General features: G+C 44.5%; 14 protein-coding genes. 10 read left to right on the forward strand and 4 right to left on the reverse strand.

What is annotated here, in order from left to right; all coding sequences use genetic code 11:
* Positions 1–246 precede the first annotated feature (246 nt).
* The 3 genes from MHH89_RS26730 (at position 247) to MHH89_RS26740 (ending at position 2,491) form a co-directional block, all read left to right on the forward strand.
* Positions 247–801 carry an RNA 2'-phosphotransferase gene (locus MHH89_RS26730; RefSeq protein ID WP_076220336.1) on the forward strand — a complete coding sequence of 185 codons (555 nt, stop codon included), beginning with the start codon at positions 247–249 and terminating at the stop codon, positions 799–801.
* Between the two features lie 39 nt (positions 802–840).
* Complete coding sequence (locus MHH89_RS26735; protein ID WP_076129577.1) at positions 841–1,362, forward strand: mismatch-specific DNA-glycosylase; 522 nt, start codon at positions 841–843, stop codon at positions 1,360–1,362.
* A gap of 898 nt (positions 1,363–2,260) precedes the next feature.
* Positions 2,261–2,491 carry a hypothetical protein gene (locus tag MHH89_RS26740; RefSeq protein WP_341088564.1) on the forward strand — a complete coding sequence of 77 codons (231 nt, stop codon included), beginning with the start codon at positions 2,261–2,263 and terminating at the stop codon, positions 2,489–2,491.
* A 108-nt stretch (positions 2,492–2,599) separates the two neighbouring features.
* Here MHH89_RS26740 and MHH89_RS26745 read toward each other — a convergent pair whose 3' ends face one another.
* Positions 2,600–3,535, reverse strand: coding sequence for an MraY family glycosyltransferase (locus MHH89_RS26745; RefSeq protein WP_076129282.1), 936 nt, complete (start codon positions 3,533–3,535; stop codon positions 2,600–2,602).
* A gap of 168 nt (positions 3,536–3,703) precedes the next feature.
* Between MHH89_RS26745 and MHH89_RS26750 the strand changes: the two genes are divergently transcribed.
* Positions 3,704–4,405 carry a YjjG family noncanonical pyrimidine nucleotidase gene (locus MHH89_RS26750; RefSeq protein WP_076194170.1) on the forward strand — a complete coding sequence of 234 codons (702 nt, stop codon included), beginning with the start codon at positions 3,704–3,706 and terminating at the stop codon, positions 4,403–4,405.
* A gap of 59 nt (positions 4,406–4,464) precedes the next feature.
* Here MHH89_RS26750 and MHH89_RS26755 read toward each other — a convergent pair whose 3' ends face one another.
* Positions 4,465–5,442 (reverse strand): ring-cleaving dioxygenase, encoded by a 978-nt coding sequence (locus MHH89_RS26755; protein WP_076129280.1) that lies wholly within the window; start codon positions 5,440–5,442, stop codon positions 4,465–4,467.
* 179 nt (positions 5,443–5,621) lie between these two features.
* Between MHH89_RS26755 and MHH89_RS26760 the strand changes: the two genes are divergently transcribed.
* The 3 genes from MHH89_RS26760 to MHH89_RS26770 all read left to right on the forward strand — a co-directional run bounded on the left by MHH89_RS26760 (position 5,622) and on the right by MHH89_RS26770 (position 8,799).
* On the forward strand, positions 5,622–6,428 hold the full coding sequence (locus MHH89_RS26760) for an AAC(3) family N-acetyltransferase (RefSeq protein WP_076302833.1): 807 nt from the start codon (positions 5,622–5,624) through the stop codon (positions 6,426–6,428).
* Between the two features lie 99 nt (positions 6,429–6,527).
* On the forward strand, positions 6,528–7,460 hold the full coding sequence (locus MHH89_RS26765; protein WP_076129278.1) for a manganese-dependent inorganic pyrophosphatase: 933 nt from the start codon (positions 6,528–6,530) through the stop codon (positions 7,458–7,460).
* A gap of 232 nt (positions 7,461–7,692) precedes the next feature.
* Positions 7,693–8,799 carry a Glu/Leu/Phe/Val family dehydrogenase gene (locus tag MHH89_RS26770; protein ID WP_076129277.1) on the forward strand — a complete coding sequence of 369 codons (1,107 nt, stop codon included), beginning with the start codon at positions 7,693–7,695 and terminating at the stop codon, positions 8,797–8,799.
* Positions 8,800–8,933: 134 nt separating this feature from the next.
* Here the strand turns inward: MHH89_RS26770 and MHH89_RS26775 are convergent, their stop codons facing one another.
* Complete coding sequence (locus tag MHH89_RS26775; protein WP_341088830.1) at positions 8,934–9,593, reverse strand: peptidylprolyl isomerase; 660 nt, start codon at positions 9,591–9,593, stop codon at positions 8,934–8,936.
* 210 nt (positions 9,594–9,803) lie between these two features.
* Here MHH89_RS26775 and MHH89_RS26780 point away from each other — a divergent pair, with 210 nt between their 5' ends.
* Positions 9,804–11,030 carry an MFS transporter gene (locus tag MHH89_RS26780; protein WP_076194175.1) on the forward strand — a complete coding sequence of 409 codons (1,227 nt, stop codon included), beginning with the start codon at positions 9,804–9,806 and terminating at the stop codon, positions 11,028–11,030.
* An 86-nt stretch (positions 11,031–11,116) separates the two neighbouring features.
* Here MHH89_RS26780 and MHH89_RS26785 read toward each other — a convergent pair whose 3' ends face one another.
* The gene (locus MHH89_RS26785; protein ID WP_051490926.1) at positions 11,117–11,521 is read right to left on the reverse strand and encodes a hypothetical protein; all 405 of its coding nucleotides are present in this window, start codon (positions 11,519–11,521) and stop codon (positions 11,117–11,119) included.
* A 257-nt stretch (positions 11,522–11,778) separates the two neighbouring features.
* Here MHH89_RS26785 and MHH89_RS26790 point away from each other — a divergent pair, with 257 nt between their 5' ends.
* On the forward strand, positions 11,779–13,677 hold the full coding sequence (locus MHH89_RS26790) for an ATP-binding protein (RefSeq protein ID WP_341088567.1): 1,899 nt from the start codon (positions 11,779–11,781) through the stop codon (positions 13,675–13,677).
* Positions 13,678–13,790: 113 nt separating this feature from the next.
* Positions 13,791–15,707, forward strand: a complete 1,917-nt coding sequence (locus tag MHH89_RS26795; RefSeq protein WP_256717070.1) for a sensor histidine kinase — start codon at positions 13,791–13,793, stop codon at positions 15,705–15,707.
* Position 15,708 lies beyond the last annotated feature (1 nt).

Raw genomic sequence — 15,708 nt, forward strand, 5'->3', positions numbered from 1 at the left:
AATGGAACTTTCAGGTCAGCCTCTGAACCAGTATATTCGTTCCGGTAAAATAACATCGCTGTATTAACTGGTAAGGAGTTTTGTATTTAGGTGAAGCCCGACCATGGACGATAGAGTCCATGGTCTTTTTTGCATAGTAAGAGGTAATACATGGATGTGTGATTGCTGTAATGCCTCTGGAATCTGCTTCGAAGAGATCCTTTACTGTAGAATAATATAAATAGGAAAAATTGAGGTGAAAATATAATGTTAAGCAATACAGCGGAAGTGTCGTTAAGTAAATTTATGACTAAGCTGCTTCGGCATACCCCGGAGCAATATGGTCTTATTTTGGATCCAGAGGATGGTTCCTGTAGGTTGGATGATTTACTGTCTGTTATTGTAAGCACTCCTAGATGGTCAGAGGTGACTGTGGGAGATATTCGGCAAGTGGTCGCAGGTTGCGACAAGCAACGATTGGAAATCATTGACGACCGGATCAAAGCCCGGTACGGGCATAGCCATACAAAAATCACTTATGGGCCGGGGACTCCGCCTGCTATACTTTTTCACGGAACCCATTCTGGTGTGCTTTCTGTGATTTTGGAGGAGGGGCTCCAATCGATGGAACGGCAGTATGTTCATTTGTCTGAGGGGACTCATTTTGCCAGTTTAGCCGGAAGTCGCAGAGGGAAATTGATATTGTTAACCGTTGATACGATTAGAGCGGGTCAAATGGGTGTAACCTTTTATAATGCGGGTAATAAGGTATGGTTGGCAGGTCATATACCGCCGTCCTGTCTTAAGGTGTATACCCCGTAAGTTGAACTAGATCGACGTTTGGTTAGGAGGCATAATAACATGGATGAAATTCCAGATCACTTAGATCACGGATTACAGATTGTATTTATTGGGTTCAATCCTAGTATCCGTTCTGGCGAGGTAGGACATCATTACGCGAATCCGCGGAATAATTTCTGGAGAATATTACATCAGTCTGGACTTACTCCCCGGTTGTATGATGCGTCTGAGGATGGGGACTTGCTTAAGCTGGGCTATGGGTTTACAAATATTGTTGCCCGTCCCACACGGGGAATCGACGATATTACTCGTGAAGAATACCAGGAGGGCCGGGAAATGCTTCGCTCCAAGCTGGAGAAATATCGGCCTCAAGTCGCCTGTTTTGTAGGTAAGGGTGTGTATACAGAGTTTAGCCGCAGAACAAAAGCTAACTGGGGATTTCAAGGGGACGTGCCTCCAAAGGTAGATGGCGTTCGTGAATTTGTTGCACCCTCTTCTAGCGGATTAGTTAGAATGCCGATGGAAGAGATCGTTGGGATTTATCGCAGATTAGCTGAGTTTACGCAAGAGAACGATGGGTGATTGATGTATTCGGAGGTAGGGTGCTAAAGGACACAGGAGTCGTTAAAAGTAACAAATCACTCTAATTTGCGTGCTATCGGACTCCGATGCAGCTATTGGGTGGAAATAGACTGAATATGAGTCCATTTTGGGTAGATAGCGTCTCTGGAGTCCGAAAACACGACTAAATGGCCGAAAATCCACGAATAACGGCGCCTGAGTCCGTAAGGATAAAGGCTGGAGAGTTCGCTGTGAATCACTGTGGATCGCTGTGGATCTCTGTAGATCCCGCAGATCCCGCAGATCCCGTAGATTGCAACTGTTTTAACCAGCGGCAGAGTGTAGGTTAGAAAGACTGAGCAGTAATACTGCAAATGGAGCTAAAGGACACAGGAGTCGCTAAAAGTAACAAATCACTCTAATTTGTGCGCTATCGGACTCCGATGCAGCTATTGGGTGGAAATAGACTGAATATGAGTCCATTTTGGGTAGATAGCGTCTCTGGAGTCCGAAAACACGACTAAATGGCCGAAAATCCACGAATAACGGCGCCTGAGTCCGTAAGAGTAAAAGCTGGGGAATTGGCCATGGATCTCCGTAAATCCGTAAATCCGTAGACCCCGCAGATCCCGTAGATCCCGCAGATCGTAACTCTTCCCACTAGCAGCAGAGTGTAGGTTAGAAAGACTGAGCAGTAATACTGCAAATGGAGCTAAAGGACACAGGAGTCGCTAAAAGTAACAAATCACTCTAATTTGTGCGCTATCGGACACCAATGCAGCTATTGGGTGGAAATAGACTGAATATGAGTCCATTTTGAGTAGATAGCGTCTCTTGAGTCCGAAAACACCACTAAATGGCCGAAAATCCACAAATAACGGCGCCTGAGTCCGTAAGGATAAAGGCTGGAGAGTTCGCTGTGAATCACTGTGGATCGCTGTGGATCTCTGTAGATCCCGCAGATCCTGCAGATCCCGCAGATCCCGCAGATCCCGCAGATCCCGCAGACCCCGCAGATCCCGCAGATCCCGTAGATCCCGCAGATCCCGCAGATCCCGTAGATCCCGCAGATCCCGCAGATCCCGTAGATCCCGCAGATCCCGTAAGCTCTGGCAAACTCTCGCATCTTAGCTATCTCTCGCTACTCTAGAATACCCTCAAACATAAAAGGAGCAAGATTCCATATCGGAATCTTGCTCCTTTTATAACTTCAAAGGGCAGTCTCAGTATATGAGACATGCCCTTAGTCCCTAATACATTAGGTCTCAATCAGCAGCAGAATGATAGAGGATAAGGATAGGCAAACACTAATCAGGCAAAGCACGGCAACGACCTGCTTCTGGTTCAGGCCTGCCCGAAGCAGGCGGTAATGAGCCTGGGTGGCATCGGCTTGATAAATGGACTTGCCTTGGATGAAACGTTTGACTACGACAAAAATGTTGTCGAAGATCGGTACGCCCAGCGCCAGAATCGGGATGAACAGCGACAGGACGGTGGCTTGCTTGAACGCGCCGTCGAGTGCAATGACCGCAAGGATGAAGCCGAGAAAGGTTGCCCCGGCGTCGCCCATAAAGATTTTGGCGGGCGGCTTATTGTAGCGCAGATAAGCAAGCGTAACGCCAATCAGTGAAATTGCCATAATGGCAGATGAGGATTGCCCCTTTGCCAGTGCGACAACAAATAACGTAATCGCCGAAATGGCCGTCAAGGCACCAGCCAGACCGTCCATGCCATCCGAGAAATTAATAACTGTGGTTACACCGAAGATCCAGATAATCGTCAGCAGAAACGATAGAATGACAGGCAAAACGATATAATCGCCTGAGAATGGATTGTAGAATCCGGTAAAGGCGTTGCCAGAAACATAAACCAGGATCGCTGCGCTAACTTGTACAATTAACTTGGGCAGAGCTGGGAAATCTTTGCCTTTCGTTTTGTACCAATCATCCACCGTGCCTATGGTCAGCAATAGTACGCCACCTACAAATAATGCGACAGTCTCCATGGAGAAATCACGCGCGAACACCAGATAAGTGATAAAAAATCCGATGAATATGGCGTAGCTGGCCGTTAGCGGAATGGGCTCTCTATGAATTTTACGCTCAACGTCCTGCCGAGGCTTGTCCACAAAATCAAGCCGAAAAGCAAGCTTGCCGAGCGGCGGAATTAGAAAGTAGACGATAAGAAATGACATTAGAAATGATAAAACGTATAAAATGACGCTCACCACCGTTTTCTTTTTAAAATACCACAGATCGATTAAATCTACCTTAAAAAAGTAAAATTTTGTCGTGAGGGGTGTGAAGTTGACTTGCCAGCAACGCTGTAGTACCTTGTTGAGAAAAGCCTTTGGGGGATATTTATGAAATACGATGTTATTTTATTTGATGCCGACGATACGTTGTTTGATTATGGAATGGCAGAAAGTCACGCGTTGTCTAATGCCTTTCTACACTTTGGGATGCCCACAGGTGCAGCAGATTATGCTGCCAGTTATCAAGAGATTAACCACGCATTGTGGAGGGATCTAGAACAAGGAAGGATTTCATCTGCGGCGTTGCGGGTAGAGCGGTTTAATCGGTTGTTTGCTGCACATGCGCTTGAGCTTGATCCTGAAACATTCAGTGAGGCCTATCTACGTTTCTTAGGCGAAGGAACCTTTCTGATGCAGGGAGCAATCGAGCTATGCGGAGAGCTTGCAGATTGCCGCCTGGCGATTATCACGAATGGAATCAAGGATGTGCAAACTTCCAGAATCCAAGGCTCGCTGCTGAGTGATACATTTGAGCAGATCATTATCTCAGAGGAGGCAGGATGTCAGAAGCCAGAGACGGGGATTTTTGATTATGCTTTTGCCAAATTGGGGATTGAGGATAAGGAAAAAGTATTGATTGTGGGTGACTCCTTAACCTCTGATATTCAAGGCGGAATTAATTATGGGATTGATACCTGCTGGTTTAACCCGCTAGGGAAGATTAATGAGTCCGGCGTTCAGCCAAAATACGAAATCCGAAACCTGTCGGAGCTACTAGATATTGTAGGGAAAGCTACTAACCTTCAATAAAAAAATAAGGTGTGAGCGCATAAGCGGCTCACACCTTTTATTTAGTAACCTGAAGAGGTTTATTGCCGAGTATCCAGCGGCTTCAGATAAGCCTCGATTTGCTGGCGTTTCGATTCCAGAAATGGCGGCAGCGCAAGGGATTCACCTAAACTTTCCATAGGCTCATCTGTAGCAAAGCCTGGTCCGTCTGTAGCCAACTCAAAAAGGATGCCGTTAGGCTCGCGGAAATAGAGGGAACGGAAGTAGAAGCGGTCGACGAAACCGGAATTAGGAAGCTGTGCCTGGCGGATGTGTTCGATCCATTGCTTCAATTCGTCTTCATTATCTACGCGGAATGCGACGTGATGTACCCCGCCACGTCCCAAATGCTCTTGCTCCAGATCATTGCGTTCCTCCAGATGAACCTCAGCACCTGATCCGCCTTCACCAGTCTCGAATACGAGCACATCTGGCTGACCGGCAACTGTTGAAGGGTAGGTTCCTATACGGCGGAAGCCGAGCAACTGCTCCAGCACTACCGCTGTATGTTCTGCACTTTCTACTGTGAGATGTGCGGGTCCTAAGCCTACAATGCCATATTGGGCAGGTACTGGGCTTTTAGCCCAAGGAGTACCGCCGGCAACACCGTTATCATTTTCGTCGGATACGAGAATGAAACGTTGGCTCTCGTGATCGCGGAAGGATAAAGTCTGGCGTCCACCAAGTTCCTGTATCGTCCCATGCTCCACGTTAAGCTCGGTGAAGCGTTGCTCCCAGTAGGTAAGTGCGGCATCGCTTGGCACTCGAAGGGAGAGCGCGGAGATGCTGTTATTGCCCTCACGGTTGCGGCCTGCCATCGGAAGCTCGAAAAAGGTTAATTCGGTTCCGGGATTACCCTTCTCATCTCCATAGAATAAATGGTACACTGAAATATCATCCTGATTTACTGTTTTTTTAATGAGACGCAGTCCGAGTACCTCTGTATAGAACTTAAAGTTCTCCTGTGCTTTGCCTGTAATAGCTGAGACATGGTGAAGTCCTTTTAACGTTAAACTCATGGTAGTTACCTCCTTGTAAATGCTTTGGGTTTGTGGATTATTTTAATTTATTTTTAATATATCGATAGAATCTTTGGTGAATATTATTAAGTTACTATAATTTTAATAGTAATAAGAAACTTTTGCAAGTGGATATTAATGTTTCATGAAATTTAATTCATACATAAGGAGAGAGTATAGTGCACACAACAACAAGCTTGATGAAACAATTACAGGAGTTAGGGATTGATCCACGGGGGACCATTCTAGTTCATTCCTCGTTAAAAAGTGTTGGCGAAGTAGAAGGAGGCGCGAACACGGTGCTGGATGCACTCAGTGAATATATGAAGGATGGGCTGCTTGTTTTGCCAACGCATACATGGGCTTATATTAATGCGGATAATCCGCGCTTCTTTGTTCAAGATTCCCCATCTTGTGTAGGGATATTACCGGAGCTGTTCAGAAAACGTCCAAGTGTTGTCCGCTCTTGGCATCCGACTCACTCTGTAGCGGCTTTGGGTGTTGATGCTGAGGCGTTTACTGCAGGGGATGAACGTTGGGATACGCCATGCGCCCGTGGTTCAGTGTGGGGCAAGCTGCTTGATCGGAAGGCGGAAATAGTACTGCTGGGCGTCGATCTGCGGCGGAATACGTTCATTCACGGTATTGAAGAGTGGGTGGATATTCCGGGCAGAATGACGGATAGTCATGAGGAATTATATACGGTGACGCCGGGTGGCGATGAAATCATGGTGCCTTCTCGCAGACATTGTGGTCTCTCTTGGTCGGAGCATTTTTGGAAAGTGGAACGCGAGCTTGAGGAAGGCGGTGCCATGCATAAGGGAAACTTCGGGGATGCACTAGTTAGAGTGTGTGGAACAGTAGAAACGACGGATATTTTAAGCCTGATGCTAAAAGAGAATCCTGATCTTTTCTCCGATAATGAACCGCTGCATGGTGAGTCCAAACCAGATCCGCTTCCAAAGACCAGACGTGAACAACCGTAGGTGGGAGAGGCTAAACCATTTTTTCAGCACGCACAATCTGGAAGCCGCTATCAATGTATGGTATATTAATCTCACTAAAACATAGTAAGGAGATTGGAAATGGAAAAAACATTGGTCTTTGGACACAAAAATCCGGACACGGATACTATTTGTTCGGCAATTGCTTATGCAGCACTCAAAAAAGAATTAGGCTGGGATGCTGAGCCAGTTCGTCTGGGAGACGTTAGTGGTGAAACGCAATTTGCGCTTGATCATTTCGGAGTAGAGGCTCCTCGTCTGGTAGAGAACGTAGCTGGAGAAGCTAATCAGGTTATTCTTGTTGACCATAATGAACGCCAACAAAGTGCGAATGACATTGATCGAGTGCGTGTAATTGAAGTTATCGACCATCACCGGATCGCTAATTTTGAGACTGCACATCCGTTATACTACCGTGCTGAGCCAGTAGGCTGTACTGCTACTATTCTTAACAAAATGTATAAAGAAAACGGTGTAGCTATCCCTAAAGACATCGCCGGATTGATGTTGTCTGCAATCATTTCTGATTCCTTGCTGTTTAAATCTCCAACCTGCACCGCTGAAGATGTAGCTGCAGCACGCGAATTGGCTGAAATCGCTGGTGTAAATGCAGAAAGCTACGGCCTTGATATGCTGAAGGCTGGTGCTGACCTTAGCGACAAGAGTATCGCTCAACTGATCTCCTTGGATGCTAAGGAATTCAAAATGGGTGAATACAAAGTAGAAATCGCCCAAGTGAACGCGGTTGACGTTAATGATGTACTCTCCAAGCAGGCTGAACTGGAAACTGCACTGACTTCCATTATTGCTGAAAAAGAATTGGATCTGTTCCTGTTCGTAGTTACAGATATCCTCAACAACGATTCGGTGGGTCTGGCTCTGGGCCGTGTTGCAGGTGCAGTAGAACAGGCGTACAACGTGAAGCTTGATGACAATAAAGCGCTTCTTAAGGGTGTAGTATCCCGTAAATCGCAAATCGTACCGGTACTTACAGAGACAATTGCTAAACTGTAAAGCATTTTGACAGTTGCGTTGTATTTTGTACAATAGAAATCCTGTCTATGAGAGTAGATTGGATAAAAAGAGCTCATGCCCCATCAGTAGTTAAGATGGTGACATGAGTTCTTTTTGTTTTACGGCGTATTCTGCTACAATATTTTGGGAGGGGATCCAACTGATCCTCTTCCAATTGCATGAACTTTGAACCAGCATGAGGAATATGACAAAGGGATAGGGGATATTGGAAATGGAATTGTTTGCAGCATTGGAACGGGACGACTACGAGGAATTATTATTTTGTCAGGATAAGGCATCGGGATTAAAGGCGATCATCGCGATTCATGACACGACACTAGGACCAGCACTGGGTGGAACACGGATGTGGACCTATGCTACGGAAGAGGAAGCTATTGTTGATGCGCTTCGATTAGCAAAAGGGATGACCTATAAAAATGCAGTGTCCGGCCTGAATTTGGGTGGTGGGAAAACAGTAATCATTGGAGATCCCAAGAAGGATAAAAATGAAGCCATGTTCCGTGCTTTCGGAAGATACATACAAGGTTTAAATGGACGGTACATAACTGCTGAAGATGTAGGGACTACGGAAGAGGACATGAACATTATTTATCAAGAGACAGATTATGTTACTGGCACCTCACCTACGTACGGTTCTTCGGGCAATCCGTCACCAGCAACGGCTTACGGTGTTTACCAAGGAATGAAGGCAGCCGCTAAAGCCGCCTTTGGCAGTGATTCGCTCGAAGGGAAGACAGTAGCTGTTCAAGGTGTGGGGAACGTGGCCTTTACACTGTGCAAACATCTTCATGAAGAAGGAGCACAGCTTATCGTAACGGACATCCATAAACCAGCCGTTCAACGTGCAGTAGAGGCCTATGGCGCCAAGGCTGTAGATCCAGGCGATATCATCAGTGTAGATTGTGATATTTATGCTCCTTGCGCTCTTGGAGCGACAATTAACGATGAATCCTTACGGGTAATCAAGGCGAAAGTGATTGCAGGAGCTGCTAATAATCAGCTGAAGGATTCCTCGCATGGTGATGCACTTCATGAGATGGGGATTGTATATGCTCCAGATTACGTGATTAATGCAGGTGGCGTCATTAATATTGCGGACGAGCTGAACGGCTATAATAAGGAACGTGCCTTTAAGCAGGTGGCGAAGATTTACGACAATATTACCCGCGTAATGGAAATTTCCCGTTTGAACGGAATACCTACTTATGCCGCTGCGAACCAGCTTGCAGAGGACCGGATAGCGCTATTAAGAAATAGCCGCAGCACCTTCCTGCGTAATGGTCAACATGCACTTAGCAGAAGATCGCTGCGGGGATAAGCTGTAAAAAAACTCGGCAAGCTCCATCCGATTACAACTTCGGAGGGACTGCCGAGTTTTTTATGTTCTTTTATTTCTACAAGAAACGTTTATTCTCTTTCGAGGACGGTAACGTGGTTTCTGCTTATTCCTAATTACTGAACCTTTTGCGGTTCTGGGTAAGTGACGCCGAAGGTGTCGACCGTCACCTTTTTCATGACTGGTGGCTCATCTGGACGATCAGAACCGTCACGAGGCAGGCTCACAATTCTTTTTACAGCTTCGATACCTTCAGTTACTTTACCAAAAGCTGCGTAGCTTCCATCTAGACTAGGGTAAGCTGCATCCATAATAAAGAACTGGGAACCGGCAGAGTCAGGAGCCTGTGATCTTGCCATGGATAGAACACCTTCTGTATGCAGAAGGTTATTGGTGAACCCGTTGCCAGAGAATTCTCCGGCGATACTGTAACCCGGGCCTCCCATACCTGTACCATCAGGGTCGCCGCCTTGAATCATGAAGTCAGGAATTACTCTATGGAATATAGTGTTATCATAAAATCCTTTTTGAATAAGTGAGATGAAATTGTTTACGGTGTTAGGGGCAACCTCAGGGTATAGCTCAGCTTGGATGATATCCCCGTCTTCCATTTCAATGGTTACTAAGGGATGACTTGCCGTAGCTGAAGGAACGCCTTCAGTTGGGGCTGCACCTTCCCTAGGTGCTGATCCGCTGCTTCCATTATTACTGCTTGCATTGTTATTGTTTGGCTTGTTACCGCAACCTGCCGCAATAACCATGGCCAGGCATAACATGATCAGAAGAATAGCGGATTTTGTTGATGTAGACTTCACTAAATAATCTCTCCTTTTTATTGAATAATCTCGTAGGTACTTCCCATAATACCTCCTTTGTCCTATTACATGCAAAGGTCAGTTATGACTTCTGGGATTGGCACATCTTAAAAAGAAGTTTACAATGGTAGGATGTTTCCAAAGAGAACATCGAGAAAGGATGTGCATAGGATGCTCTTTTCGTGGAAGCGGAATTTGATCGTGCTTTGGGTAGGGGTTTTCTTTTGTAGTACAGCTTATTCGATCTCGATTCCCTTCCTTTCCATTTTTTTGAGCGACGAACTTGGGGTTTCAAATCATTTGGAGATTTGGTCAGGGGTTAGTTTTGGAATAACCTTTCTTGCCAGCGCTTTAATCTCTCCCTATTGGGGTTCGCTAGCCGACAAGTATGGTCGGAAACCGATGCTTATTCGCTCGGGTTTTAGTCTGGCAGCTTTATACCTTATTAATTATTTTGTACATGATCCTTATGTTTTTTTGATTGTGCGTGTGCTGCAAGGACTGCTTGCCGGTTTTGTTCCAGCAGCTATTGCAATGGTAGCCACCAATACACCTGAGCATAAGACGGGGTACGCTTTAAGTATTATGTCTACAGCCGGAGCGACAGGTAGTATTATTGGGCCATTAATTGGCGGTGTAGTGAGCTATTATACCAGCAACCGGATTGCTTTTTTATTCTCAGCGGGTATTGTACTTATCTCAGCGCTCATTGCTACTTTTTTTGCAAAAGAGGAGAACTTCGACCGTTCGGCTCCAAGGTCACATGTAAGTGATGATATCAGGGAAGCGAGAAGTAACCGAGCTTTTATTACTTTGCTCTCGCTGGCGGGAATCAGTACCTTCTCCGTTATGATTCTGGAACCGTTAATCCCAATTTATCTACTGGACATGGGGATCTCCAAAAATAGTGCCTCGCTAAGCTCGGGAATCGTATTCTCCGCTGTGGGGATTGCTACGGTGCTGATGGCTCCGCAGTGGGGCAGACTCGGCAGCCGAAAAGGCTTTGGGATGATCTTATTTATTGGTCTGATCGGGGGCGGCATCGGTAATATTCTACAGTTTTTTGTTTCGGGCTATGTAGAGTTCGCTATCCTTCGCTTTGCATACGGCTTGTTCTATGCAGGTGTGCTGCCGTCAGTCAATGCCATGATTGTACAAGTAATTGAGCCGGGATTCCGTGGACGGGCCTTTGGCCTGAATCAGGCGGCATCTCAGCTTGCGACGATGGCTGGACCGATTATCGGCGGCTTATTGGGCGCGTTTATTCCAATTCGTTGGGTGTTTGTAATCAATGGAGTGATGCTGCTGGTAGCAGCGATATTGGTTAAGACCCGCAAGCTGGAAGCACAAATCGCCGCTGCTCGTCCCGCAGAACAGCCAACAACGATGCAGGGCTAACTGCTACCTCAATGAGCATGTCGTTATTTAGAAATAACATAAAGCCGCCGGGCTCACAGCCCGGCGGCTTTATTCATATTAAGCTGCTATTCTCCCTGCGAACCGTTCAAAACGTCTGTTCCCGGCATAACATCCACTGGCGGGGAGGCAGGGTCAATAATGGAATTTGGATATACATCGTCCGCATCTGGAACATCCTCCAGCGGCTGATCTTCTTCTTCCATCTCCAAGAGTTCCTCATCCTTAGTATAATCCGTATCATCTAGGGTTAATCCTGCGGTTTCAGCGGCTAGATATGCATCGGATTCCACCAGCTCATCTCTTTCGATTACATCCTTAGGTGAGTTTAAACCAATATCTGCTGCCAAGTATTTATCGCCAACCAAGACAGGATCTGCGTCATCATCAACAATATCCTCTTCGTCCATATCAGCTTGTATATAACGTTCATATTCAAAGTCAGCTTCAGTTTTATTTGGTGAACTATCCATAGCCGTTCACTCCTTTTTTATGATAAAATTTGAACTTCCTATGTTTATCTTTACCCGTTTGACCATGATCGAATCGCTGATCCAATAAATGGGTATGTCTATATTGGATTAGTAAAAAATGGGTGAAAGCAAAAGCTGATGAAAAACGTTCTTTTTCGAGAAAATTTACAAGAATAGGCAGGGATAGTGCGAAGCTTGTCGAAATTAAGAAGCATATATGAACGTTTAAACAACTAATGAATTACTGAGGTGCTACGATGAAGTTGCCAAAGCTCAATATAGCGGCTGCTTTTTTATTAATTCTACTGCTGACCGCTATGGTTCCTTTTGGTACGGCGATAGTGAGTGCTGAATCATCAGACTCTACGCTGCCCAATTGGGAGATTAAATTTGAACGTATAGAAATAGATCATATTGAAGAAGCTGTGGCAGCTCTTGATGAAGAATGGACTCGTGTTATGCCTCATGGGAAAAGCCCAGAGACTCCAAGTGGAGCAACCTCAGCCTGGCTGCGGTTTACTTTACCACAAATTAGTGATAAATCTGCGTTATTCATAGATAAAGTATATGGAAATAATGTTAAGGCTTATTTAAATAACGAATTAATATATGATTCCGGAAAAGATTTTAATTTCAATGGCAGTAAGGTTTTCATTCCTCTGTCCAAAAGTGTTGGAGGACAACAGCTATATTTATGGACCCATGGTGGCAGCAAAGACTTAGGGATTCACGGCGAAATAAGAGTAGGCCAATACGATGAGCTGTTATCTGTTTATGTAAAGCAGGGCTTAATGGATCTGATCATTGGAACGACGCTTATTTTTATTGCGATTGTACTGCTGATCTGCTCGCTATTCATGAGAAAAGGCTATTTTTCAGGCGGATATCTATTGGTGCTGATTATTTTATCCATTGGCGTCTTAGTGGTAACGTATTCATCGTTCCTGCCGACAATCCTCGGCGATTATGGAGAGATCGTACTTGTTTTCTTTGATGTAGCTTTATATACGCTTTTGCCATCCTTTACATTTTATTTTGAGAAAATATTTGGTCCAGGGAAAAAGAGAATCGTTACACGTTTCCGTAAGTTTCAAATTGTCTATTCTGTATTTTGTTTTTCCCTAATGGTTATTAATATTCTTCTGTCCTATCAGGTGGATGACTTTTATCGATTGATGACTACGAGTGTGCTAGGTATCCTTATGATTGTACAAATTATACTTTTGATCAGCTTAGCGTTTATACACGCGAACCGTGGCAATGTAGATGCTGTTATTTTTACTTCAGGGTTCTCAATATTTGCTTTCATGTCTCTTAGTGAACTGGTCATGTTCTACGCATCGGGGCAATCCTATCAATTATATTGGTGGAAATGGGGAATGGTGATTTTCGTAATTGCCTTAATCGTCATTCTGGGAAGAAGGTTTACTCGAAACCATGAACAGCTTATTGAATATTCCCATCAGCTTGAGAAGTTCAATAATGATTTGCAGCGCTCGGAGAAGATGGAGATTATTAGTGAGCTGGCAGCTTCGGTTGCCCATGAAGTACGGAATCCATTGCAGGTTACCCGGGGGTTTCTGCAGATTCTTGGGGAGCGTTCAGATCAAAAGGAGCGGGAATATCTGCAAATGGCAGTGACAGAACTGGATCGGGCTACGCTCATTATTACAGACTTCCTAACCTTCGCTAAACCAGGACTTGAAACCGTAGAGCAGCTTGATGTGTCTGAAGAGTTGAGGCATGTGACGGGTATTCTTTCTCCGTTAGCGAATCTGCAAGGGGGCGTCATTGAACTTAATCTGCAGCCAGGACTTTACGTTACTGGATCATCTGCCAAGTTCAAGCAAGCGTTTATCAACATTCTCAAAAATAGCATCGAAGCTTTAAAGGACAATGGGCTGATTAAAGTCACAGCCTGGAAGTCTGGAAAACATATAATAATCAGTGTTCATGATAATGGGGAAGGGATGAACCGGAATGAGCTGGCTCGGTTAGGGGAACCTTATTACTCCAATAAGACCAAAGGAACGGGGCTTGGACTGATGGTAACCTTTCGGATTATTGAGGCGATGGAGGGATGCACTGAGTTTCGCAGTGAGAAAGGGGAAGGGACTGAAATTATAGTAAAAATACCAGAACTTAGAATAATTTAGAAGTAATTTATGATAATTCCGTTTTTTAGAAGGAAAGAGCGAGGGGCTGAGCGAAGTAGTACAGACAGAATATTGTTTCTGATACTTATTTCTGAGGTGCATATATGCGCTTGATGATTAAAGTCCTACATATAGCAATAGCCCTTACTCTCCTTCTGATAGGATATAGTTCAATTGTTGTATCAGCAGCGACCCCATATCCATCCCAAGAAATTACCAGTTGGCAGATGAGATGGGGTGATGGAACCGAAAACAGCGGCATAGAGGTTCCACAGAATAATGACCAGCAGTATTGGATAAATGTGAATGCTACGAAGGAAATCCCACATCTGCCATCAGGCGTATCCACTTCTTGGACTCGTATTTCCATACCTAACTTTAGTTATATCTCCCCTTCAATCTACATTGATACTCTATATGCTCTTCATGTGAAGGTGTATGTGAACGACCGTTTGATCTTCGAGGAAGATCGTAATTATATTAAGGATAACTATTCTTTGTTGTTGCCTTTGAGTCAAAGCGATAGTGGGAAAACATTATACATTTGGACTGAAACGCTGCAGGATAGAATCGGAATTAAAAATGAAGTAGTGATCGGTGAACACAACCTGTTAATCAATGATTATATTAAAAATGGACTCAGCGATGTGATTTTGGGCTGTGCTTTTTTTCTTGTGGCTATCGTTCTATTTATAAGCTCTCTCTACATTAATAGGGACTATTTTTCCAGTGTGGCTTCACTAGCCGTTGTAATAGGTTCAACCGGAATTCTCTCGATAACCTATTCTCCTTTTATTTATACCTTTTACAGCGATTTAGGCGCGATTAGTAATGTATTTCTTGATTTGGCTTTATTCTCACTTTTACCGGCGCTTACTCTTTTATTTGAAAAAATATTTGGCAGTGGAAAATATGCGATCGTTCGTCGTTTTCGTCAATTTCAAGTCATTTACTCCTCATTTTGTTTGCTATGTCTTTTGATCAATTTTCTATCGAATAATAGCTATATTGAGTTTTATTATTTTGTATCCACCACTATTATCGGGTTCATCCTCATCCTTCAGTTCATCTTGCTGATCGTATGTGTGATTATATTTTCGCTTAAAGGGAATAGGGACGCTATCATTTTTGCCATTGGCTTTGGAACGGCTGCATTTACTGTAGTGTCAGAGTTACTGTGGTATTACATTCATAAGGGGAACTATGATTTATTCTTGTGGAAGTGGGGCATTGTTGCCTTCATAATCTCCTTGATCGTAATTCTGGAGCGAAGACTAGCCTATAGCCATCAACAGGTTGTTAACTATTCTAAAGAATTAGAGCGTTTTAACAACGAATTGCAGCGTTCAGAAAAAATGGAAATTATTAGCGAGCTTGCTGCATCTGTTGCTCATGAAGTGCGGAATCCACTCCAGGTAACTAGGGGGTTCCTTCAGCTGCTTAGCGAGAAATCCGTTGGTGAAGAGGAAATATTTATGTCGATGGCCCTTAGTGAGCTGGATCGTGCTTCCGGGATCATTACGGATTTCTTAACCTTCGCAAAACCGGAATTTGAGACGATTTCCAGTCTGAATTTGTATAATGAATTTAAGCATATTGAGAGTATTATGCAGCCGCTTTGTCATTTAAATGGAGGAAAAATGATTCTCGATGTATCGGGCGAATTATGGGTGAAGGGGAATTCCTCAAAGTTTAAGCAAGCCTTCATCAACATTATCAAAAATAGCATTGAATCTTTCCGTGACGAAGGGTTTATCTATATGTCGGTGTATGCGGAAGAGGAGAACGTAATCATTCATATCAAAGACAACGGGGAAGGGATGGACGCGGATGTCCTGCACCGATTGGGAGAGCCTTATTTCACTAAAAAGAATAAAGGGACAGGTCTTGGATTAATGGTCACTTTCCGTATCATCGAAGCTATGCAAGGTAAAGTGAAATTTACAAGCAAAAAAGGAGTGGGAACCGAATCCATCACCATACTGCCATTGGCAGAAGCTCCGGATGATTCTCACTCCTTAGGGGGTTAAT

It is taken from the genome of Paenibacillus sp. FSL H7-0323 (assembly GCF_038002725.1).
GTDB classification, from domain to species: Bacteria; Bacillota; Bacilli; order Paenibacillales; family Paenibacillaceae; genus Paenibacillus_AQ; species Paenibacillus_AQ odorifer.

What these genes read in the sequence shown, in the direction of transcription:
- MHH89_RS26730 (WP_076220336.1), top strand. Translation starts at nt 247, where the DNA reads ATGTTAAGCAATACAGCGGAAGTGTCGTTAAGTAAATTTATGACTAAG.
- MHH89_RS26735 (WP_076129577.1), top strand. Translation starts at nt 841, where the DNA reads ATGGATGAAATTCCAGATCACTTAGATCACGGATTACAGATTGTATTT.
- MHH89_RS26745 (WP_076129282.1), bottom strand. Translation starts at nt 3,535, where the DNA reads ATGTCATTTCTTATCGTCTACTTTCTAATTCCGCCGCTCGGCAAGCTT.
- MHH89_RS26750 (WP_076194170.1), top strand. Translation starts at nt 3,704, where the DNA reads ATGAAATACGATGTTATTTTATTTGATGCCGACGATACGTTGTTTGAT.
- MHH89_RS26755 (WP_076129280.1), bottom strand. Translation starts at nt 5,442, where the DNA reads ATGAGTTTAACGTTAAAAGGACTTCACCATGTCTCAGCTATTACAGGC.
- MHH89_RS26765 (WP_076129278.1), top strand. Translation starts at nt 6,528, where the DNA reads ATGGAAAAAACATTGGTCTTTGGACACAAAAATCCGGACACGGATACT.
- MHH89_RS26770 (WP_076129277.1), top strand. Translation starts at nt 7,693, where the DNA reads ATGGAATTGTTTGCAGCATTGGAACGGGACGACTACGAGGAATTATTA.
- MHH89_RS26775 (WP_341088830.1), bottom strand. Translation starts at nt 9,593, where the DNA reads ATGTTATGCCTGGCCATGGTTATTGCGGCAGGTTGCGGTAACAAGCCA.
- MHH89_RS26780 (WP_076194175.1), top strand. Translation starts at nt 9,804, where the DNA reads ATGCTCTTTTCGTGGAAGCGGAATTTGATCGTGCTTTGGGTAGGGGTT.
- MHH89_RS26785 (WP_051490926.1), bottom strand. Translation starts at nt 11,521, where the DNA reads ATGGATAGTTCACCAAATAAAACTGAAGCTGACTTTGAATATGAACGT.
- MHH89_RS26790 (WP_341088567.1), top strand. Translation starts at nt 11,779, where the DNA reads ATGAAGTTGCCAAAGCTCAATATAGCGGCTGCTTTTTTATTAATTCTA.
- MHH89_RS26795 (WP_256717070.1), top strand. Translation starts at nt 13,791, where the DNA reads ATGATTAAAGTCCTACATATAGCAATAGCCCTTACTCTCCTTCTGATA.